General features: G+C 54.6%; 22 protein-coding genes and 2 tRNA genes. 5 read left to right on the top strand and 19 right to left on the bottom strand.

What is annotated here, in order from left to right; translation table 11 throughout:
• Positions 1-176: 176 nt before the first annotated feature.
• On the bottom strand, positions 177-821 hold the full coding sequence (locus AB1763_09240; GenBank protein MEW5833005.1) for a LexA family transcriptional regulator: 645 nt from the start codon (positions 819-821) through the stop codon (positions 177-179).
• A 111-nt stretch (positions 822-932) separates the two neighbouring features.
• On the opposite strand from AB1763_09240, the gene AB1763_09235 reads away from it, so the two are divergent.
• From AB1763_09235 to AB1763_09220, 4 genes are all read left to right on the top strand, one after another.
• Positions 933-1,157 (top strand): helix-turn-helix domain-containing protein, encoded by a 225-nt coding sequence (locus tag AB1763_09235; protein MEW5833004.1) that lies wholly within the window; start codon positions 933-935, stop codon positions 1,155-1,157.
• Positions 1,154-2,008 (top strand): hypothetical protein, encoded by an 855-nt coding sequence (locus AB1763_09230; protein ID MEW5833003.1) that lies wholly within the window; start codon positions 1,154-1,156, stop codon positions 2,006-2,008. The genes AB1763_09235 and AB1763_09230 overlap by 4 nt, the downstream gene beginning before the upstream one ends.
• On the top strand, positions 2,001-2,276 hold the full coding sequence (locus tag AB1763_09225) for a hypothetical protein (protein MEW5833002.1): 276 nt from the start codon (positions 2,001-2,003) through the stop codon (positions 2,274-2,276). The genes AB1763_09230 and AB1763_09225 overlap by 8 nt, the downstream gene beginning before the upstream one ends.
• Positions 2,277-2,656: 380 nt before the next feature.
• Positions 2,657-3,844, top strand: a complete 1,188-nt coding sequence (locus AB1763_09220) for a tyrosine-type recombinase/integrase (GenBank protein ID MEW5833001.1) — start codon at positions 2,657-2,659, stop codon at positions 3,842-3,844.
• 25 nt (positions 3,845-3,869) lie between these two features.
• Here AB1763_09220 and AB1763_09215 read toward each other — a convergent pair.
• Positions 3,870-3,946, bottom strand: a tRNA-Met gene (locus AB1763_09215).
• A gap of 41 nt (positions 3,947-3,987) precedes the next feature.
• Positions 3,988-4,062 (bottom strand) — tRNA-Gln (locus AB1763_09210).
• A gap of 159 nt (positions 4,063-4,221) precedes the next feature.
• On the opposite strand from AB1763_09210, the gene AB1763_09205 reads away from it, so the two are divergent.
• The gene (locus tag AB1763_09205) at positions 4,222-5,259 is read left to right on the top strand and encodes a bifunctional 3,4-dihydroxy-2-butanone 4-phosphate synthase/GTP cyclohydrolase II (GenBank protein ID MEW5833000.1); all 1,038 of its coding nucleotides are present in this window, start codon (positions 4,222-4,224) and stop codon (positions 5,257-5,259) included.
• A gap of 4 nt (positions 5,260-5,263) precedes the next feature.
• Here AB1763_09205 and AB1763_09200 read toward each other — a convergent pair whose 3' ends face one another.
• The 16 genes from AB1763_09200 to mnmH form a co-directional block, all read right to left on the bottom strand.
• Complete coding sequence (locus AB1763_09200) at positions 5,264-5,878, bottom strand: penicillin-binding protein activator LpoB (protein MEW5832999.1); 615 nt, start codon at positions 5,876-5,878, stop codon at positions 5,264-5,266.
• 9 nt (positions 5,879-5,887) lie between these two features.
• On the bottom strand, positions 5,888-6,247 hold the full coding sequence (locus AB1763_09195; GenBank protein MEW5832998.1) for a DUF1425 domain-containing protein: 360 nt from the start codon (positions 6,245-6,247) through the stop codon (positions 5,888-5,890).
• On the bottom strand, positions 6,234-7,571 hold the full coding sequence (locus AB1763_09190; protein MEW5832997.1) for a hypothetical protein: 1,338 nt from the start codon (positions 7,569-7,571) through the stop codon (positions 6,234-6,236). Before AB1763_09190 ends, AB1763_09195 begins: the two co-directional genes overlap by 14 nt.
• 46 nt (positions 7,572-7,617) lie before the next feature.
• Positions 7,618-8,319: a serine O-acetyltransferase gene (gene cysE, locus AB1763_09185; GenBank protein MEW5832996.1), complete on the bottom strand. Its 702-nt coding sequence runs from the start codon at positions 8,317-8,319 to the stop codon at positions 7,618-7,620.
• A gap of 10 nt (positions 8,320-8,329) precedes the next feature.
• On the bottom strand, positions 8,330-10,192 hold the full coding sequence (gene speA, locus AB1763_09180) for a biosynthetic arginine decarboxylase (protein ID MEW5832995.1): 1,863 nt from the start codon (positions 10,190-10,192) through the stop codon (positions 8,330-8,332).
• Positions 10,189-11,403: a histidine--tRNA ligase gene (hisS, locus tag AB1763_09175; GenBank protein ID MEW5832994.1), complete on the bottom strand. Its 1,215-nt coding sequence runs from the start codon at positions 11,401-11,403 to the stop codon at positions 10,189-10,191. Before hisS ends, speA begins: the two co-directional genes overlap by 4 nt.
• Positions 11,400-11,981, bottom strand: coding sequence for a dTMP kinase (gene tmk / locus AB1763_09170; protein ID MEW5832993.1), 582 nt, complete (start codon positions 11,979-11,981; stop codon positions 11,400-11,402). The genes hisS and tmk overlap by 4 nt, the downstream gene beginning before the upstream one ends.
• Entirely contained in the window at positions 11,981-12,487 is a 507-nt protein-coding gene (gene coaD, locus AB1763_09165) for a pantetheine-phosphate adenylyltransferase (protein ID MEW5832992.1), read from the bottom strand. Before coaD ends, tmk begins: the two co-directional genes overlap by 1 nt.
• Positions 12,474-13,001: a UbiX family flavin prenyltransferase gene (locus AB1763_09160; protein MEW5832991.1), complete on the bottom strand. Its 528-nt coding sequence runs from the start codon at positions 12,999-13,001 to the stop codon at positions 12,474-12,476. The genes coaD and AB1763_09160 overlap by 14 nt, the downstream gene beginning before the upstream one ends.
• Positions 12,998-13,861, bottom strand: a complete 864-nt coding sequence (gene flgA, locus AB1763_09155; protein ID MEW5832990.1) for a flagellar basal body P-ring formation chaperone FlgA — start codon at positions 13,859-13,861, stop codon at positions 12,998-13,000. The genes AB1763_09160 and flgA overlap by 4 nt, the downstream gene beginning before the upstream one ends.
• Positions 13,862-13,951: 90 nt before the next feature.
• A complete protein-coding gene (sulP, locus tag AB1763_09150; GenBank protein MEW5832989.1) occupies positions 13,952-15,622 on the bottom strand; it encodes a sulfate permease in 1,671 nt (556 codons plus the stop codon).
• A gap of 60 nt (positions 15,623-15,682) precedes the next feature.
• A complete protein-coding gene (locus AB1763_09145) occupies positions 15,683-15,949 on the bottom strand; it encodes a heavy metal-associated domain-containing protein (GenBank protein MEW5832988.1) in 267 nt (88 codons plus the stop codon).
• Positions 15,937-16,548 carry a mercuric transporter MerT family protein gene (locus AB1763_09140; GenBank protein MEW5832987.1) on the bottom strand — a complete coding sequence of 204 codons (612 nt, stop codon included), beginning with the start codon at positions 16,546-16,548 and terminating at the stop codon, positions 15,937-15,939. The genes AB1763_09145 and AB1763_09140 overlap by 13 nt, the downstream gene beginning before the upstream one ends.
• Positions 16,545-17,627: a transglutaminase domain-containing protein gene (locus tag AB1763_09135; GenBank protein ID MEW5832986.1), complete on the bottom strand. Its 1,083-nt coding sequence runs from the start codon at positions 17,625-17,627 to the stop codon at positions 16,545-16,547. Before AB1763_09135 ends, AB1763_09140 begins: the two co-directional genes overlap by 4 nt.
• 3 nt (positions 17,628-17,630) lie before the next feature.
• Positions 17,631-18,665, bottom strand: coding sequence for a selenide, water dikinase SelD (gene selD, locus AB1763_09130; protein MEW5832985.1), 1,035 nt, complete (start codon positions 18,663-18,665; stop codon positions 17,631-17,633).
• Complete coding sequence (gene mnmH, locus AB1763_09125) at positions 18,665-19,678, bottom strand: tRNA 2-selenouridine(34) synthase MnmH (GenBank protein MEW5832984.1); 1,014 nt, start codon at positions 19,676-19,678, stop codon at positions 18,665-18,667. Before mnmH ends, selD begins: the two co-directional genes overlap by 1 nt.
• Positions 19,679-19,764: the final 86 nt, after the last annotated feature.

The following is a 19,764-nucleotide window of genomic DNA, read 5'->3' as shown; positions in this document are numbered from 1 at the left end:
GACAAAATGGCGGTAACTGAAAAATCGAAACCGACAAAATGGCGGATTCAATCGGACAAAATGGCGGTAACTGAAAAATCGAAACCGACAAAATGGCGGATTCAATCGGACAAAATGGCGGTTATATATACATTATAAGAAAGATTAAGTATTAGTATTGTGCACTCGCTCTTTTTTTAAGCAAGTTTTGCACGGTTGTAAACGGACATTACTCGACCGATTACCTCTATTTTTTCGGGTGATACTTTGAACTCCGGATAAAAGATATTGTCCGATCGGAGCAAAAGGGTAGTTTCATCCGATGGATCGATGAAGATCCGTTTGACCATCGTTTCGTCTTTGGATCGGATCACGTAGATTTTCCCTGATGCTATTTCCTGATCCGACATGTTGATGAACATCATCGCACCATCGAGGATATTTCCCTCCATGCTATCGCCACTGAATGATGCGGCATGAATGGTGCTTGATTCGGATAGCTCAGGGTAGCGATCTTTCGGGAACGTGACGAACTGGGATGAATCAGAGTTGATCGATTGGATATCTTTATGGTACGGGATCCATATCGATTTATCATTCGATCCTGATCCGCCCGTGAGCTCTGCCTCGAATGATTCGGGTTTTCCTTTGATCACATAGTCGATACTGATCCCACGATCACGGCAGACATTGATGATGTCTTCATAGGGCACGGACCCCTTTCTTTTGCGCTGGGAGAACGCGGATGCGGACATTCCATCGAATAATTCGATGATGTCTTTATCCTCTTCAACGCCCAATTTTTCTTTTAACCGATCCATAACGTCATTAAAATAGCTCATAATTTAGCTCCGCTTAACTATCAATTAAGTTTTAGAAAGTCATAATGCTGACTCAAAAACTAAATCGTTGGTTTAGTATTATATCGAAAAATGACTATTTAAGGGTGAAAAATGTTTAATTCTTCATTTAATGACGCAGTCATCGCTCGGCTCAAGCAGGCATTTAACCTTAAGACTGACAGGGAAATCTCCCGTAAGATAGGCATGGTGGATCACGGAATCGCACAGGCCAAATCGCAAGGGTCGCTCCCGCTAAAAAATATTATTCGCACATGCGTAAAAGAGGATATCAGTCTCGATCATATCTTCGGTAATCAAAAAGCGCATCGCCAATGATATCCACGACTATCCACAACGACATCCGCTCAGAGCTTGGGATCAGTACCGATGAGTACCTGATCGCCGCAGCGATCGATTTCTTCGCATATTCCCCGTACAATGATGATCCATGGGCGTTTAAGAAGGGGAAGGATGTTGCTGAGCTTTTTGGGTTTTCAGAGCGAACAGTCACAAGAGCACTCTCAACGCTCGCCCCCATGGGGCTCATCGAGAAATCAGGCAAGCACAAAGTGCGTACGACGAAGCTGTGGAGGGAAATCCACTCTCTAAAAAATAGCGCAAATGGGGCGCGGTCGGTTTTGGGTAGTGGAAGTGATGAAAATGTGGTGGATCAGCCGCAGAAAAATGAGGATGTAGAGGAAAAATGGGAGCTGTTTTGGTCAGCGTATCGACCGATCAACAATAAAGACAAGGCAAATTCGAGAAAAGCGTTCGGCAAAGTAGTCGGTTATTTCGATGCTATCATGGCCGCCATACCGAAATATCGGGATGAGCTGGATCGCGATACATGGAAACAGCCGAAAATGGCCTCCTCTTGGCTCAATGCAATGCGCTGGTATGACTACGAAAGTGATGAAACACCCGAAAAAAATAGCGCAAATGGGGCGGCCGAAAATTTAAGCCCGTTTGATGTGATGGCGGGTAGGCTCAGTGTAATCGCCAAAGAGCTGTTTAATTCGCATGGGGTGGATGGGGTGAATGCTGCCGAACTCAGCGCGTATGCGTTCGATGAAAAAGAAAAAGCATTCATAGAATCCGCCGGCGGATTTGTGGTTGTGCTGCGCAATGCTTTGGGCGGCGACTTTAAAGCGATGTATCGACCTGTGTGGGAGGGGATGGATGTTTGACGGTTACGCGGTAGAGCTGCTGGAGCAGATCAAAAAAAACCAAGAAGAGATCCTAAAACGGATGAACAACCTCGAAAACCAAGTGAACGGGGAATATGTAACCGTGAGAGAAGCGGCAGAAATGAAGCAGTGCTCCGTGCAGGCGATCCATCATCATCTCATGAACAACGTCGATCTCGAACCGGAAGTGGACTGGATCAAAAGGGGAGGGAAGAATCTGATCAAACGAACAGCATTGTCAAAGATCGTAGTTAAAAAAAGCGCTTAATTAAGCTCACCTCTCCATATAAGCAGTGTGTGGGTTTAACGAGTCCTTTGAAAACTTATTGTCAAACTGAGCTTTTCATGCTGTGGTGTTTTCATGATCGCTGAAACCCGTTGGGTAGTTCCGTAAAGGTTCGTGGTGAGAAAGATAGGTGTCCAATGGGAGTAAAACCTTGAAGCAAAAAACACGTGGGAATGAGTGACACAGAGATGCGACTGAGTACAGGGTGAATTAACACCACAGCACCAAGAGCTTTCCATGATCGATATTACTGAGTATTCGGGGGTATCGAATCACCGAGAGCTTTAAAAGAAAAATTTGATAACGAGGTGTACAATGACGCGCCCGCAAAGCATTTGTGCCGCTGCTGAAAAGGAGGCGGCATGAGCCACCAAGAATATAAGCACGCCAAGGAACGCGGCGGGATCGTCTATGTACATGGTACGATCAACGGCAAGCGGTATCGGTTAAGTACCGAGAAGCAGGCCAACGCCACGAACTTGAAGTGGGTGGAAAACAACTGGCGAAAGGTGCTCGAAGGGTTGATAGCCCAGCAGAGCGAAACGGAATCATCGGAGTGTGTTACGGTGGAAGAGTACGGATACAAGTCGCTCGCTTCCCATAAACGCGAAGAGCTTACCGTGCGAGAGTATAACGGGATCTTTGAAAATTATATTCTCGATCATATCACCAAAAAAGATGGGGTAGAAAAACGGACTGTTTTGTTCCGCAATATCCCTATCGATAAGATCACACCGATGGATCTGCGAACATGGCAGACGAGATTATTGAATCAGGGATTATCCGGTTCGAGAGTTCATAACATCAGGACAGTATTTCGCGGAATATTTAAAGATGCGGTGGCTGATAAGATCATCAGTGAAAATCCCTTCGACAAAGTCGAGGGTGTGAGCAAGGGTGAACCTGAGATCAACCCGTTCACTATGAAAGAAGTCAAAGAAATCATAGCGAACGCGGAAGGGTTTTTCAAGGTCATGGTTACGGTTGCATTCTTCACAGGAATGCGAACCGGAGAACTGATTGCACTGGAGTGGGGCGATATCAATTTCATCGAGAAAAAGATATCGATCCGTAGAGCGAGACGATCTGGGATCACGAAAAAACCGAAGACAAAAAACTCGATCAGGCAGATCGATATGCTTCCGGTCGTAGAGCAGGCGCTCAGAGAGCAGTATAAACAAACCGGTCTTCGAGGTAGAGACGTTTTCGTCAGCCAACGGGATGAGGGGTTTAGTAATGCCGGAACGCTCACGCAAAATTATTGGCATCCGCTTCTAAAGAGGTGTTTGCTCGATTCGAGAGATTTTTATAACACGCGGCATACGTTCGCAACGATAATGATCTCGAACAATGAGGATATTTTGTGGGTGTCAAAAATGATGGGTCATAAAGACTCGTCGATCACTCTACAGAAATATGCGAAGTACAGAGAGGATAAAAGCGTCAGACGGGCTGCATTCGTTGATGACGCTTTTGGCACAAACAGTGGCACAAAATTGGCACACGGTGAAAATGAGTCAAGTTTTGTAATATCTGAGAAAGTCGGCTAAATGCCTTGAATACGTGGTTTGTGATTGGTTGCGGAGGCCAGATTTGAACTGACGACCTTCGGGTTATGAGCCCGACGAGCTACCGGGCTGCTCTACTCCGCGGTGTGTCTTATTGGTTTACAATAAAAAATAAAAGAAAACAGTGGATGGGGTAGAGGGATTCGAACCCCCGAATGGCAGGACCAAAACCTGCTGCCTTACCGCTTGGCGATACCCCAGCTATCTCGCTTGGAGGCCGAAATTATAGACATTTTTTTCGGGTTTGTCAAGCCTTTCGCACTCCGTGGAGAAAAAACAGACGAATCGGTCGGATGTGATAGATTTTTAATCCTTTTTGCTTATAATTCCCGAACTACATTAATAAAAAAAGAGTCTTTATGTCAGCAGTGCAACGGGTATTGGACGCCATCGAAGAGTTTAAAAAAGGGAAAATGGTCATAATGGTCGACGACGAAGACCGTGAAAACGAGGGAGACCTCGTCTACGCCTCCGTTTTTTCAACCCCCGACCACGTCAATTTCATGGCGACGCACGCCAAAGGGCTCATCTGTGTCGCGGTCAACCCCTCGATCGCAAAACGGCTGAACCTGGAGCCGATGGTCAAATCGAACACGTCGATGCACGAAACGGCCTTTACGATTTCGGTCGATGCCGCCGCCGCAACGACGGGGATCTCGACCGCCGAGCGGGATATGACGATCAAAATCCTCGCCAATCCGCTCTCGCAGCCCTCCGAACTGGTGATGCCGGGGCATATTTTCCCTCTGGTGGCCAAAGAAGGGGGGACACTGGTGCGTATCGGTCACACCGAAGGTTCCGTCGACCTGTGCCGTTTGGCGGGGCTGGCCGAATCGGCGGTGATCTGCGAGATCATGAAAGAGGACGGGACGATGGCGCGGCGCGACGACCTGGATGCTTTTGCGGCCAAGCACGACCTGAAAATCGTCTATATCTCCGATATCGTCGAATACCGCCTCGCCAACGAAATGCTGGTCAAAGCGGTGAGCGAGGAGGAGATTGAATTTTTCGGCGTCCACGTCAAAAAATACGAATTCGCCGACCATGAGGAGAACCGCCACACCGCGATCGTCTTTTACCGTGCCGGCGAGACGGCCAACGTCAAAGTGCACAACGTCGTCCCCGATATCGATCTGCTCCTTAACCAGGGGAAATATACCCAGCTCATCGATGCGATCAACTACCTCAAACACAACAGCGGGGTGTTGCTTTTCATCAACAAGCCGCCGCATCAGCAGGCAAACATGAAAGAGTACGGGATCGGGGCGCAGATTCTCAAATCGCTGGGGGTCAAACACATGCGGCTCATCGCCGAATCGAAGATTTCGGATTTTTCAGGCCTCGGCGGATTCGGCTTGGACGTTATCGAAATGATCAGCGCCCACGACGGGCACTAATCCTTTACCACCCCACGGTGGATTTGGAGGTCACTTTGCGGATCTCTTTTTCATCGGCCCAGACGATCTCACCCGTCTGCGGATTGACCAATTCCAGAGAAATGTTGTAGTAAACGTCTTTGACGTCGTCGCTGGCTTTTTTGATGGCTCTGACGTTTCCGGTAATGATGTAGTCGGCATCGGTCATGAGTTTGATCGCCTTGTTGTCGGTGACGGTGGTCGTGAGATTGCGCTCGTCGTACACTTCGCCCAGATTGGCTTTGTCGGCGAGGAAACGGACCTGACCCGATTTAAGCAGTTTGATCCGGATTTTGTCGGTGATCGCTTTGGTGTCGATGTGCTCGTAGGTGAGGTTGTTGACGGTGCGCAGGCGCACTTTCGGCGGCTGTGCGGCCCCGGCGATGTAACGCGACTGCAGCAGCGACTGGGTGAGGGTCTCGGCGCTGCTTTGCAGGTCGGTCGACCCGAAGGCGTCGGTCAGCGTTTCGACCGCTTTGGCGTCGCCGTATTTGACGTTCGAATCGTAGCCGACCATGCCTGCGCCCCCTTTGGTACTGCTGCATCCGCTCCCGAGGACCATTGCGGCGGCAAGTGCGGCGAAAAGGGATAGTTTATTCATGATTGCTCCTTATTTTTCCGGTACGGAAACGATGATTTTATAGTCGACGACATCGGGGACGTTCGTCATTTCGACGATCTGGACTTTCTGGTTTTTGTGGATTGTGATCGGTTTCCACGGGGTCGAGTCTTTGAGTATCCCGTTTTTGTCGTACCATTCGATCTGGTAGACAAACCCCTCGGTTTCGTCGTTGTCGTCGTTTTCGAGTTCGGCCATCACTTTGAGAAAGGCACCTTCCTGAAAACTTTTATGTTTGTTGATCTCGACACGCTCTTCCCCGATGATATCGACTTTGGAGGCGCATCCGGCGATCAGGGCCAGCATGGCGGCCGCGGCGCAGAGACGTAAAACGTTTTTAGTAATCGGCATAATCGATCCTTACATTGTCTGGTGTGAGATAGGAGACAAGAACGAAAACCCCTTTTCGGTTTTGGGGAAGGGCAATCGATTCTTGACGGTCGTTTAACATGATACTGAGAGTTTCCCCTTTTTTCGCTTCAAAATGAAGCAGATAACCCGAATTGGGGAGGGTTTCCCAGTTCCGGAATCCCGAGTCGGCGATGGAACTTCCGACGTCGAAGAACAGCGACGCGAGCAATCCCCCAAGATCGCCGAAATGATCGTTCGCCTGTTTCGCGGCGATGCCGCGCGTCGTGGCACGGACGGCGGCTTTGGCAAGTTCGCCGGGAAACTCGTCGCTGAGGGTTTTATAGGCCATCATGTCGCTCTTGAGCAGCCGGGGAGGGGTGAGCGTCCGTCCGCCCGCGCTGACCGAGAGGCGGCCCAGATCGTTTCGGGGCGGAGCGTAGGCGGGAAGATCGATACTGGTGTATTCGGCCGCGTGGAAGATCGGAAAACGGATTTTTTCGATCTTCATCGACGGTGCGATCCCCGACAGCACGACCAGGCTTACGCTCATCGTATCGCCTTTTTTAGGGTTTTTGGAGGGGACGAGGGCGTTTTTGGCTTCGGCATTGAGGGCCAGTGCCCGCTTGAGGTAGAGTCCACCCTCGTCGCCCGTGGCGTAGGAGAGTCCCGACATCTCGGAAATGACGTAGCCCAGCGTATAGGAAAAAGGGTCCTGATAATTGTTGAGCAGCGCACGGACGTCGGGGTGGTTGAGCAGCGCCGCCATCGAATAATTCTGGGGGACCGTGTCGGTACGGGTGTTGCGCGCATCGGCGGTCGCTTTGTCTTTGGCCGCCTGTTTGATCTTCTCGTCCGACTCGAGGAGCCAGAACTCCTGGCGTTTTTCCATCCGGCGGATTTCGACGGCCGCCCCCTGAACGTCTCCGAGCATAACGTAATTGATCGCGTTGAGGGTGTGCATAAGGGTCCGTTCGTACCCTTTGCCATAGTAGCTTTCCGACCCTTTGGAAAGGAGCGACGAGCCTACGAACGAGCTGATATTCCGGACGCTGTAGGTCGCGCGGTTTTCGTACTCGTCGAGAATGGCGTACGCTTTTTCGAACGAGCGGATCGATGCGTTGTAATCGCCTCCGGCCTGCTGAAGGCGGGCGAGATCGAGCCAGTACCAGTATTCGTCATCGTCCGAATCGTCCCCAGCAAGCGCTGCGAGGGTCTGATCGAAAGTATGAATGCCCAGACCTCCCCGAAGCTGTTCGGAGCTGAGCGAAGCGCCGTAGAGTGCGGCGGAAACGGACAGAAATAGAAAAAGGAATAAACGTGGCACCGGGTTATGTCCGAATCGATAGATGGGACAATTATACCATCGATTGTTAATGCTTCATCGCCTTGATGAACGATTCGTAGATGTTTTCAAGCTGGAGGTCCTGTTCGAGGATCTCTTTGTTGTCCTGAACCATGTAGTGTTCCAAGACGGCGACCCGTTTGAGGAGGTATTCGAACATCTCTTTGTTGATGTCGGGGAGTTTGTTGTGGCTGAAGGGGTCTTTGTCGCGCCCTTTTTGAATGACGTGGGCGGGGATACCGATCGCTGTACTGTTCTCGGGGACTTCGCGTACGACGACCGAATTGGCTCCGATTTTGGAATTGGCTCCGATGGTGATGTTCCCCAGCACCTTCGCGCCCGCGCCGATAACGACGCCGCTTTTGATCGTCGGATGGCGTTTCCCTGGGGTGAGGCTCACCCCGCCCAGCGTCACTCCCTGATAGATCAGGACATCGTCTTCGACGATCGCCGTCTGGCCGATGACGACGCCGAAACCGTGGTCGATGAAGACGCGCCGCCCGATCGTCGCACCGGGGTGGATGTCGATGTTGGTAAGGATCTGGTTGACCCCCATCAAAAAGCGGGCGAACGATTTGAACCCGCGGCGGTAGAGGCGGTTGGCGATCCGGTACCAGAAGATGGCCCAGACACCGGGATAGTTGAAGAAGAGTTCGATTCGGGAGCTGATGGCGGGATCATTTTTGTAAACGTTCGAAAAATCTTCGGCAATCTCGGCAAAAAGTCCCAAATTCTATCCCTTAACGCGTGGTTCGGAGGTATCCGTTCTGATACAGATACATTTCGAGTTTTTGAAGTGTATCACTTTTTTCTTCTTCTGTGCTAAATTCGCTTACGGCGAGTTTATTTTTAAGGTTTGTGAGAAGTTTTGACTTGTCGTAACCGATGTCCTCGAGGATGTTGAGCACGTTGTCCGATTCGGTGAAATTTTCGATTTCGTAGCCGTGTTCGTTGATGAGAATCGTGCACTCGCTGGGGTGGGTGAAAAGGTTATGGTTCATTCCCAGCGTCTCCTGATAGGCTCCGACGTTGAAGAACGCGAGGAAATACTCCTCTTCGTCCAGGTCGATGTCGTGGAGGTAGAGGGGGGCTTCGGGTTTGAAACGGATCTCCCCGTCGCTGTCGCAGGTAATATCCCACAGTGACGCGGCGCGGATGGCGGGGACGTCGAGGCGGTCCAGCGGCATGATCGGGAACTGCTGCTGCAATCCCCAGTAGTCGGGGATACTCTGAAAAATGGAGCTGTTGATCAGGTAGCGTTCCTGCAGTTTCACCTGCAGCCGTTCGATGTCGGGGAGTGGGTTGTCCTGCGAGAGGTAGAGCGATTTTTTGATGATCTGGTGTACCAGGATTTCGGCGTTGGACCGGTCCTGGAGGTCGATGTGGCCCAGGTTGAACAGCGTCAGCAGCGATTCCATGTGATCGAGCGCGTCGTGCATGTACTCGATGCAGGTACGGGGCGAGAGGAGCGAATTGAGTTCGCGCAGCTCTTCGATCAGCGGCGGATTTTTCTCTTTGAGTTTAAGCGATTTGGTCTGGTAGTCGTGGCTGAAGAGTTCGAGTACCGGAGCGATCAGCACCGAGTGCGAGGCAACGATGAAACGGCCCGATTCGGTGAAGATGTCGGGATGCTCGACCCCTTTGGCGTTCATGATCTCTCTGAGCAGGTAAACGACGCTGTTGGAGAACTCTTCGAGGGTATAGTTCCGCATCCGCGTTGAAGGGTGCTGCGAGTATTCCACGGCCAGACCGCCCCCGATGTTGATGGCGCGGAGGTTGTCGGCCCCCATTTTTTTGAGTTCGGCGTAGATATTTCCCGCTTCGCGCAGCACCCGCTTGAGCGTCGCGATCTCCTGCATCTGGCTGCCGACGTGGAAATGGATCATCGTGAAATGCTCGAGCATGTTACTCTCCCGCAGCATCGCAATCGCTTCGATCAGCTCGGTGGAGGTGAGGCCGAATTTGGCGCTCAGACCGCTGCTTTTGGCCCAGATACCGCTTCCTTCGCTCTGAAGCCGGACGCGGATCCCGACGTTGGGCACTTTGAGGTCGCACTGCTGCGCGACGTCGATGATCCATTCAAGCTCTCCGAGCCCCTCGATCGTGATCGTAATGTCGTGTCCCATGTGGGCGGCCATAAAGCCCAGCGTCACCATCTCTTCGTCTTTGAAGCCGTTTACGGTGATGGGCGAGCCTATGGGGGTTTTCGCCATCGCGAGGGCGAGCTCGGCTTTGGAACCCGCTTCGAGCCCGTAGCTGTATTTTTCGCCGTGTTCGACGATGGCGTCAACCGCTTCGGGGAACTGGTTGACTTTGAGGGGGAAAACGGCATGGAACTTGCCGTTGTAGTCGTTTTCGAAGATGGCGCGGCGGAAATTGGAATAGAGCATGTCGATCTGTTTGCCGATCAGGTGGGGGAAGCGGAGGATCAGCGGCCCGCGCAGATTGGTTTTGCGCACCTGCTGGGTGATTTCGAGCAGGGAGGGGGAACTTTTGTAGTTGACCTTTACTTTCCCCTGGTCGATGATAAAGTTGTTTTCGCCCCAAATGTCTATTCCGTACGTTTTCACCGCTGTTTCCTCCCCGCTGGATTTCGTTTTCAAATAAATTGGCCCATCGGAATCTGCGTTTCCGATTTCTCTTCGAGATCTTTGATCCACACCGTACCGTCGTTACGTTCGTTTTCGCCGATGACCGCGCAGTAGCGGGCGTTGATCCGGTCAGCCCCTTTTAGGTGGTTCTGGAGCTTTTTGGGATCGTACTCCACGACCGCTTTTTGGGTTTTCCGGAGCGCTTCGGCCACTTTGAGAATCAACGGGAGCGATTCGGCGTCCATCGCTCCGAGATAGTATCCTTCGCGCTGCGGCTCAGGCATGACGATCAGTTCCAGCAGCCGTTCGATACCGATCGCGAAACCGACGGCAGGGGTCGGTTTACCCTCAAGAAATTCGACGAGTCGGTCGTAACGTCCGCCACCGGCAATGGCGCTCTGGCTTCCGATGTTGTCGCTGACGAATTCGAACGCCGTTTTGGAGTAGTAATCCAGCCCGCGCACGAGATTGGTATCGATCTCGTAGGCGATGGCGTGCTGATCGAGGATCGTTTTGAGGGTGGAAAAGTCGTTTTCGCACCCTCCGCAGAGATTATCGATCAGTTTGGGGGCGTCGACGTATAGGCTCTGGCATTTTTCGTTTTTACAGTCAAGAACGCGGATGGGATTGGTCGATTTACGGCGCCGGCAGTCTTCGCAGATCGCATCAGAGCACGCTTCGATAAACGTTACCAGTTTTTCGCGGTAGGCGGGCATACAGTGCTGATCGCCCAGCGAGTTGAGTTTGAGACGGTAACCGATTCCCAGGGCAGAGAGAATGTCGGCGATCATCATGATCATCAGGGCGTCTTCGTAGACGCTCTCGACGCCGAAGCTTTCGACACCGAACTGGTGAAATTCGCGTAACCGCCCTTTTTGCGGACGTTCGTAGCGGAACATCGGGCCGTGGTAGTAGAAACGGTGGATGCCCCCTTTTTTGTCCAGTTTGTGCTGGATAAAGGCGCGGACCACCCCGGCGGTCCCTTCGGGACGGAGACAGACGTCGTTCTCCCCCTTGTCGGTAAACTGGTACATCTCTTTGCCGACGATGTCGCTGGATTCGCCGACGGAACGTTTAAACAGTGCCGTCTCTTCGAGCAGCGGGGTTTCGATGTAGTGGAAACCGTAGCGTTTGGCGATGCGTGAGGCGGTTTCGAGAAAATACTCGAAGCGCTCGTATTCGGGGCTGAGGATGTCGTTCATGCCGCGCAGCGATTGGATCATAAGGCTCCTTTGATGAGATCGGATATCTCGTGGGTAATGGTATCGATCGATTGTGTCGCATCGATTACATGGGTTTGGATTCCCAGCGCGTAGGCCGAGGCGATCAGCGCTTCTTGGATCTCCAGCAGATAGGCGATTCCGCGCGATTCGATCGCGTCGTGCTCTTTTTGGCCCAGCCGGTGGGAGAGCTCTTCGGGGGTGAGCCGAAGGATGAAAACGCGATCGGGAAGGGTTCCTCCCGTGGCGAGGCGGTTGAGCAGCACGAGGGTGGACTCGTCGCACAGCTGCTGTACCGCCGCGTACGCCATCCCCGATACGGCGGAACGGTCGCTGATGATGAGACGGTTCATATTGGGTAATATGATCTCTTCGGTATGTTCGGCCCGATCGGCGAGAAACAACAGCATTTCGGCCGTTTTGCTGCTAAGCTCTCCCCCCAGAACCATCGAACGGATCCGTGCTCCCGCTTCGGTTCCGCCCGGTTCTTTGGTAATGAGCGCATCGGGGTAGAGTGTACGGAGCCGTTCGATCTGGGTGCTTTTTCCGGCGGTGTCGATCCCCTCAATCGCGACGTACATCAGTTCTGCCCCGGTAGCGTGCACGACTTCATCCCGCGGATCACGTCCTGTACCGCGGGAGGGAGGAGATGATCGGTCTTGCCGTTGAATTTAAGTAGATTGCGGACGATGGAGGAGCTGACGAACGCGTGCTGGAGTTTGGGCATCAGGTAGACCGTTTCGATTTTCGGATCGAGCGATTTGTTCAGATACCCCAGCTGGAGTTCAAACTCGAAATCGCTCACCGCCCGCAGTCCCCGGATAAGGACGGTAGCCCCCAGCGAATTGGCCAGCTCGACGGTTAGGTTGTCGAAGCCCACAACCCGTACGCGCCCAAGATGGGCGGTGGAGAGGCGGGCCATTTCGACCCGTTCGTCCAGGGAGAACATCGGCCGTTTGTCGCGCGATTCGGCAACGGCGACGATCACTTCGTCAAAGAGCCGGAGCGCCCGCTCGATGATGTCGTAATGACCGTTGGTGATCGGGTCGAAAGTCCCCGGGTAAAGGGCGATTTTATGCACGGTCATCCCACCTTTTGTAAAGATTGTTGTCGATGCCGAGGAGGTCGAACCATTTGCCAATCATGAAGTGTTCCATCTCTTCTAGCGTGTTTTGTTCCCCGTAATAGGCCAGAACGGGAGGGGCGATGATGACCCCCATCATGGAGAGCTTGTGCATGTTTTCCAGCGCTATGGGGGAAAACGGGATCTCACGGGGCGCGAGGATCAGCGTACGGCGTTCCTTGATCATCACCGCGGCGGCGCGGGTGATCAGATTGTCGGCGATGCCGCAGGCGATTTTGGCGAGGGTATTCATGCTACAGGGGGTGATCAGCATCGCATCCGCTCCGTACGAACCCGAGGCGACGGAGGCCCAGATTTCGTCGTTTCGATGGAGGGTGAGGTTTTCCTCTTTTTCGAGGACGATTTGCGCGTGTTCGGAGACGATCAGGTGTTTTTGAACCGTGTCGGGGAGGGCGCGCAGCGTCTTGAGACCAAGTGCCGCGCCGCTGGCGCCGCTGATGCCGATCACGATTTTCATTGCAGTTCCACCCGTTTCTCTCCGATTACTTTGGCCCGGGAGCGTTTGCCGTCCCTTTTTTGAATCGTAATAATATCATAGAGTCCCCCTTCTTGCGTCGCTGTTGCGATCAATTCGAGGACGACCGTGCCGTTTCGGACTTCGACGACGATGTTGTCGTTTTTTAGGACCAGGGGCATTTTTTCGATATGGCGTATCGTCAGGGGAGTGTAGGGTTTGAGCGAGGCGCGGAAACGCTGGGCGTTTTGGGGCATCGAACTTAGCGGCACATCACGGAACGAATCGAAAGGGATCGCTTTTTGGACCGTGTTCATGCCGTTCAGGACCTCTTTGCGCGAGACTTTGCGGGTCGTATGCAGCACCGGGAGGGTGGCTTCGACGCTGTAATCGAAATAGCGCCGCAGGCCGTTGGCGTCCACCACGTAAAACGTCCCTGATCCGTTCAGGGCGCACGAAGCGTCGAATACGGCGTTGGCTTCGGGGGGGAGAGCTTCCACGTAGCCCCGGGGAATGACCGAGATCCCTTCGATTTCGATCGCGGGGTAGCGTTCGGTGAGGAAGCGGGCGAGCTGGATTTTGAGCGACGTGACGTCAATGGGACTTTTTTTTACAAACGTGACGAAGCGCACTTTTCCCGTTTCGATTTTGACACCGTTGAGCTCGAAGGTTTTGGCGACGACGTTGGCATCGAGCCGGAAGAGCAGTTTGTCCGAAGGGATCCGCACCAGCTCGAAACGTTTGCCGATTTGCGGGAACACGTCGGTGGAAACGATTGTGTGATCGGTAAAAAAATACTCTTTTTGCAATTCGTACGAAAGTGCCGAAGTGCCGAGAAAGAGAAGAAAAATCCATTTAATCATTCCATGATTGTAACACATTGCACGCGGATGGGCCCTGAGGGAGTCCCTGCGATTACGTCGCAGCGCCGGCGTGCCCGAGAAGAATCGGTATCAGCCCTCTTTGGGCATCAGAAAGACGGAGGCTCTGAGGATGGCCTTGTCGATATGGTCGACGATGTTTTCAGAACCGATTTTGACGTTCAAATCCGAGAGGGCGATGAACCGTCTTACCTGCGGGTTGACCCCAGAGAGGATAAGTCGGGTGCCGTGGTGGCTGAGCCGCTCCTGAACCACTTCGAGCGCATGCAGTCCCGCCGCATCGATAAGGGGGACGTGGCGCATCCGGAGGATGAACACTTTCGGCGGCTTTTCGAACAGCAGCAGGGTATCGACCAGTTTTTCGGCGACGCCGAAGAAAAGAGGGCCGTCGATTTCATAGACTTCGACGCCGGGGGGGATCGTTTTGTTGGCCGTGGAATCGGGGTCGTCCTCCTCGTTCCGGACTGCTTTGATCTGGGTCGATTTCATCATCGAATCGATGAACAGAATCGATGCGAGGGCGATTCCAGCCTGGATCGCGAAATTCAGATCGACGAGTACCGTCAGCGCAAAGGTGGTGATCAGGACGATCCGATCGGCTTTCGGGGCTTTCATGATCTCCCGGACGTGTTTGATCTCGGACATGTTCCATGCGACGACCATGAGGATCGCGGCGAGGGCCGCAAGGGGAACCTTCACGATCAGCGGGGCGAGCAGCAGCATGAACGCAAAAAGCCATACCGCGTGCATCATTCCCGCAACCGGGCTTTTGGCCCCCGCTTTGATATTGGTCGCGGTACGGGCGATTGCTCCCGTGGCGGGGAGGCCGCCGAAGATCCCCGATGCGACGTTGGCCACCCCCTGTCCAAGGAGCTCGGCATTGGGTTTGTGACGCGTACCGGTCATTCCGTCGGCGACGACGGCCGAGAGAAGCGATTCGATGGCCGCAAGCGTCGCGATCGTGATCGCATCGGGGAGGAGCAACCGGAGCTTTTCAAAGGTGATGTCGGGCCATACGGGGCTTGGCAGCATCGAGGGGATCGAACCGAACCGGCTTTCGATCGTTTCGACGGGGATGTTCAGCGCCCAGACAGCCGAGGCCGAGAGGATGACGACGAGGATGGGACCGGGGATGCGGGGAGTATAACGCTTGGCAAGAAGAATCACGCCGATCGATGCCGTCGCAAGGAGTACCGCCGCGAGGTTGGTTTCGTGCAGATGGGCAAGATAGAGGGTGAGTTTGTCGATGAAATCGGGTGGTACGGTGTCGACGTGCAGACCGAAAAAATCGCGGATCTGCGAAAAAGCGATGAGAAGGGCGATCCCCGAAGTAAATCCTACGATGACGGGATAGGGGATGAATTTGATCAGTTCTCCGGCCCGTAAAAAAGCCATCAGCGCAAGGGTACCCCCCGCCATGATGGTTGCGAGTACCAGCCCCTCGTAGCCGTGTTTCATCGCGACGGTGGCGACGGTGACGATGAAAGCTGCCGTGGGGCCGCCGATCTGGTAGCGGCTGCCGCCGTGGGCCGAGATCAAAAAACCGGCGACGATGGCGGTAAATAGGCCTCTCTCGGGGGGAAGGTTCGAAGCGATCGCGATCGCCATGGCCAGCGGGAGGGCGACGATGGCAACAGAGAGCCCCGCAATCGCGTCGGCGACAAAATCGGAGCGGTTGTACCCCTGTCGTTTGAAGAGGGTGATAAGTTTCGGCTCCAGCGAGTCGTGGATAGAGCGCAACATGAAAAAAGAGTCCTTGTGAAAATCGATGCGCGTAGTGTAGCACTTTTTTGCGCTGAAACGTTATTTCGAAGCGGCAGAGGTGATGGTGTATCCGGTTCGCGCTACGGCGTTTTGCATCGTCTCGAGGGTGACGTTTTCCTGTGCGTCGACAAGGGCGGTTTCGTTTTTGAACGAGACTTTTGCACTGCGGACCCCGGGGATCCCCATCAGTGCCTTTTTGACGGCAAGGGTGCAGGCGATGCAGTGCATCCCCGTGATTCGCAGCGTCCATTCGCGTGCACCGACGAAAACGGCGAACAGCGAGAGAATGAGGATCACTCTTGCCATAGCCATCCTTCGTAGTAGGGATAGAACAATACGGCGAGGGTCAGGAGGAACAACAGCCAAAAGAGCGTTTTGAGCGCCCTGGAAGCCAGACTGGGTTCGCAGTCGCATTCGATCTGCTTGCGGATCACCATGCGGTAAAAGCCGAACGAGAGCATCCCCACGGCCGCAAGGGTGAAAATCCATCGGTACGGCTCGAGCGCGGCGACGTTGATGACTCCCGCAAACGAGACGCCGAAGAGGATGAAGAGCGTCGGAACGAGGCAGCACGAGGCAGAAAGGAGCGCCGTGACGAAAGCGCCGGAGAGGACCAGGACCGCGCTGCGCCGCTCCTGGACGATCATGGCATCCAGGGGGTTCTCCTCCCCGGGCTTTTCGACGTAGCCTTTTCCTTTGAGAATGACGAGGCGGGTCGCACCGTTGCCGAGATCCTCTTCCGTATAGGTGCAGTGTTGAGAGAGGGCGAAACGTTTACAGTTTTCCCGCCCCGAGAGGGTATTGACCTCGACGGTCAGCGTTGCGTCTTCAGGGAGGGAATCGAGCGCTTTTTTGGTTTCCAGCACCGGGCGGGGGCACTCCATGTCGCGGCAGTCAAGGATCACATGAGTCCTTTGAGCGATCGGATCGCGTAGCGGTAGGCGGCAGGGTCGAAGGGATCGAGGTATTCCCCCTCAACTTCGGCATAAGGGTAGCCGAAAGAATCGAGGTTCCCCTGCGAATTGGCCGGATAGAGATCGAAATCGCGGGCGTGGTTGAGGGCCATCCAGTTGTTCTCCCAGAAGCCGAAAAATAGGTTCGAGAGTTCGCGTGCACGGGGGGAGGTTTTCTCGATCCCCTCTTTGAGGACGAGTTTGGTGATGTCGGCGGGATCGCAGGGGATCCACCCGTGGGAAGGGGTGAAAAACTCCACCTTGCAGTGCTGGGCTTTGGTGATCTCTTCTCCGGCACCGAATGCGCCGGAGAGGCGTGAGGGCCCCACCCGGATCCCGGTCACCTCGCGGGCGGGGATCCCCGATGCACGCATCAGCGCGACGCACAGGGCCGACATGTCGAGGCATTTTCCCCCCATGCGGCCGTTTTTTTCGAGTTCGGCGAGCATTGCATTCGGGCTCCCCGTGCCGCAGCCGCGTACGCTTTCGTCGCGGTAACTGTTTGCAACGATCCAGTCGTAGATGCGGCGAGCCTTTTTGAGGGGGTCTTTTTCACGCCCGACGATGGCGGTGGCGATGCGGGCGACGGCTCCGTCGGTCGGAATATGCGCCGATGGGGAGAGAAAGGCTCGGGCCGCCCGGGCGGCTTCGGGACAGATCCGCCGGGGACGGAAATCACAGCGACGGTCCCGCAGCGCAATACTCAAGCGCAGTTCGAGCGTTTTGGCGGGGGCGTTTTTCTCCCAGTGTGCGAAGAGGGTTCGTGCCGCGTCACGGTTTCGGGCACTTTCAAAACACTCCGCCGCGTCGGTGCGCCATCCCGTTTTGAGGACGTTCTGGAATCCGCCGATGTCGGAGGGGAGCGGGATCCACAGGGAAGTTTCGCCGGTGTGGCGGGAGAGGTCGAAGCTCCAGAGGATATCATAGAGGGCGTATCCTGCAGACGCGGAGGAGGTCTCGTCGCCGAAGGATGGGGTGATCCAGAGGGTGCCGATGGCAGCGGTATGGGTGATGAAGGTACGTCGGGTCATGGTCTATCCTACGAAAATATCGGCATCGCGTCTGGCGACCACCTGCGCGACGATGGCGGCGTCGATCCCTTCGTCACGGCACCGCCGGGTGATGGCGCGCGCATTTTCGGGGCTTGCCCCGATCAGCAGCCCCCCGGAGGTTTGGGCATCGAAGAGGAGCATTTCACGGTCCGCGCCGATGTCGCGTGTAAAACGGACCTTGGAACCGAGGTACTCTTGGTTCGCGTAGCTCCCCGCGGGGATGATTCCCATCGACGCCATCGGAAGCGCTTCGGGGAAAAAGGGGACGGATGAACTCTCCACCTCGATCGAGGTGGAGGGGGTGCACATCTCGTACAGGTGCCCCAAAAATCCGAACCCCGTAACGTCGGTGCAAGCATGCGCGTCGCATTCGCGTGCGATGAGGGAAGCTTTGTAGTTAAGGGTGCGCATCGATTCGGCGACCCGCATCGCGGCGGCGGCATCGAGAAGATCGGCTTTGATCGCGGTGACGAGGATTCCCACTCCCAGCGGTTTGGTCAGGACGATCAGGTCCCCCTCCCGGGCGGCGTTGTTGCGCAAGATCCGCTGTGGGTGGACGAATCCCGTACACGAGAGGCCGTAGATCATTTCGGGGGTTTCGATCGTGTGCCCCCCGACGATCACCGCGCCGCACTCGGCGACCTTGCTCTGGCCGCCCCGAAGGATCTCGCTCAGGATCTCGGTCGTGTGGTTCTTGCCGTCGAACCCGACGATGTTGAGGGCCGTTTTGGGATCGCCTCCCATCGCGAAGACGTCGCTGAGCGAATTGGCCGCCGCGATCTGGCCGTAGACGAACGGGTCGTCGACGACGGGGGTGATGAAATCAAGCGTCTGCACTATCGCGTTTGTATCGTCGATCCGGAATACCCCCGCGTCTTCGTTCCCTTCGAATCCGACAAGAAGGTCTTTGTGAAACGACACGAGACGGCAGGTGACGTCGCCGAGCGAGCCGGGAGAGAGTTTGGCCGCACATCCCGAGGCGCGGACGTATTTGGTCAGTTTGGCGTCGGTGTTCATCATGCGCGACTGTCCAGTTCGCGCTGCAGTTCGGCAAGGGTCCGAACGGTTTGCGCCGGATCGTCGTTGTGAAGCGTGAGATCGGGTTTGTGGGATCTTTTGTAGACTTTGTCGTAATAGTGCACGAGGAGTATTTCAGCGACGCGGGGCAGATCGCCGTTGTCGAACGCGCACAATGCGGCCGCTTTGTCCTCACGGCTGATATACGGGGAGATACGCTCCATCCGTTCACGGAAAAAAGCCCCGTCCATCCGGTCGTACATCCGCATGATCCGCTTGACCCGCTGATCCAGCGGAGCGGTGATTTCGACGCGGAACCCGTGCATCATCTGATCGTGAATCGCGGCCGAGAGGGTGAGCCGGCCGATCCGTTTGCTCTCGGACTCGACAAAAGCGCGTCTGCGGGGATCGAGGGCGCGGTAACCGTGCACGAGACGGTTTTGAAACTCTTTTTGGCTGGGCTGGCACCCCCCGACGTCACCGAAAACCGAGCCGTAATGGTTGGCCATTTTTTCGAGGTCGAGGACGTTTTCGAGGCCTCCGAGGAGTTCGCTTTTGCCGCATCCCGTATGTCCCGAGAGGGTGATGAAGCGGATCGGGGGGAGGGCATCGAGATAGTCGACCACGTATCGGCGGTATTGTTTGTAGCCCCCTTTGATGCGGTCGATACGGTAGCCGATACTCGAAAAAATGGTCGAAAGGGAAGAGGAACGCATCCCTCCCCGGGCGCAGTAGATGGCGATCTTGGAATTCGGGGTGAACGCGGGATAGAGTTCCTTGATATGGTTCGAGGCGTTGACACAGACGTACGAGGCCCCCTGCACCCGTGCCTCGAACGCTGAGACCTGTTTGTAGAGGGTTCCGACGATCCGGTGTTCCTCGTCGCTCAGGGCGTAAAAATTGCGGGCACCCGGAACATGGGATTCGTGGTATTCGCGCGGACTGCGGGCATCGATCACGAGATCGTAGGTGTCAAGCGTTTCTAAAAACGTTTCAATCGGTATGGTTTGCATGGTGCGTAATTGTATCACTCGGCGGCTGAGGGGGGCATGAGTCGCAGGGTTTACCGCTATTTTTAACGCGTCTTTATCCAACGGCT

Source organism: Campylobacterota bacterium (genome assembly GCA_040752835.1).
Classification (GTDB): Bacteria; Campylobacterota; Campylobacteria; order Campylobacterales; family Sulfurimonadaceae; genus Sulfuricurvum.
Note: the sequence above shows the minus strand (reverse complement) of the source record. Positions and strands in the feature narration are given on the sequence as shown.

Excerpts from the sequence above, each read along its gene's own strand:
- coaD (MEW5832992.1), bottom strand. The coding sequence starts at position 12,487 with ATGACCGTGCATAAAATCGCCCTTTACCCGGGGACTTTCGACCCGATC.
- AB1763_09230 (MEW5833003.1), top strand. The coding sequence starts at position 1,154 with ATGATATCCACGACTATCCACAACGACATCCGCTCAGAGCTTGGGATC.
- flgA (MEW5832990.1), bottom strand. The coding sequence starts at position 13,861 with ATGATTAAATGGATTTTTCTTCTCTTTCTCGGCACTTCGGCACTTTCG.
- AB1763_09200 (MEW5832999.1), bottom strand. The coding sequence starts at position 5,878 with ATGAATAAACTATCCCTTTTCGCCGCACTTGCCGCCGCAATGGTCCTC.
- hisS (MEW5832994.1), bottom strand. The coding sequence starts at position 11,403 with ATGATCCAATCGCTGCGCGGCATGAACGACATCCTCAGCCCCGAATAC.
- sulP (MEW5832989.1), bottom strand. The coding sequence starts at position 15,622 with ATGTTGCGCTCTATCCACGACTCGCTGGAGCCGAAACTTATCACCCTC.
- mnmH (MEW5832984.1), bottom strand. The coding sequence starts at position 19,678 with ATGCAAACCATACCGATTGAAACGTTTTTAGAAACGCTTGACACCTAC.
- AB1763_09135 (MEW5832986.1), bottom strand. The coding sequence starts at position 17,627 with ATGACCCGACGTACCTTCATCACCCATACCGCTGCCATCGGCACCCTC.
- AB1763_09235 (MEW5833004.1), top strand. The coding sequence starts at position 933 with ATGTTTAATTCTTCATTTAATGACGCAGTCATCGCTCGGCTCAAGCAG.
- AB1763_09160 (MEW5832991.1), bottom strand. The coding sequence starts at position 13,001 with ATGAAAATCGTGATCGGCATCAGCGGCGCCAGCGGCGCGGCACTTGGT.
- AB1763_09240 (MEW5833005.1), bottom strand. The coding sequence starts at position 821 with ATGAGCTATTTTAATGACGTTATGGATCGGTTAAAAGAAAAATTGGGC.
- AB1763_09205 (MEW5833000.1), top strand. The coding sequence starts at position 4,222 with ATGTCAGCAGTGCAACGGGTATTGGACGCCATCGAAGAGTTTAAAAAA.
- tmk (MEW5832993.1), bottom strand. The coding sequence starts at position 11,981 with ATGTACGTCGCGATTGAGGGGATCGACACCGCCGGAAAAAGCACCCAG.
- AB1763_09225 (MEW5833002.1), top strand. The coding sequence starts at position 2,001 with ATGTTTGACGGTTACGCGGTAGAGCTGCTGGAGCAGATCAAAAAAAAC.
- AB1763_09195 (MEW5832998.1), bottom strand. The coding sequence starts at position 6,247 with ATGCCGATTACTAAAAACGTTTTACGTCTCTGCGCCGCGGCCGCCATG.
- selD (MEW5832985.1), bottom strand. The coding sequence starts at position 18,665 with ATGAACACCGACGCCAAACTGACCAAATACGTCCGCGCCTCGGGATGT.
- AB1763_09220 (MEW5833001.1), top strand. The coding sequence starts at position 2,657 with ATGAGCCACCAAGAATATAAGCACGCCAAGGAACGCGGCGGGATCGTC.
- AB1763_09145 (MEW5832988.1), bottom strand. The coding sequence starts at position 15,949 with ATGGCAAGAGTGATCCTCATTCTCTCGCTGTTCGCCGTTTTCGTCGGT.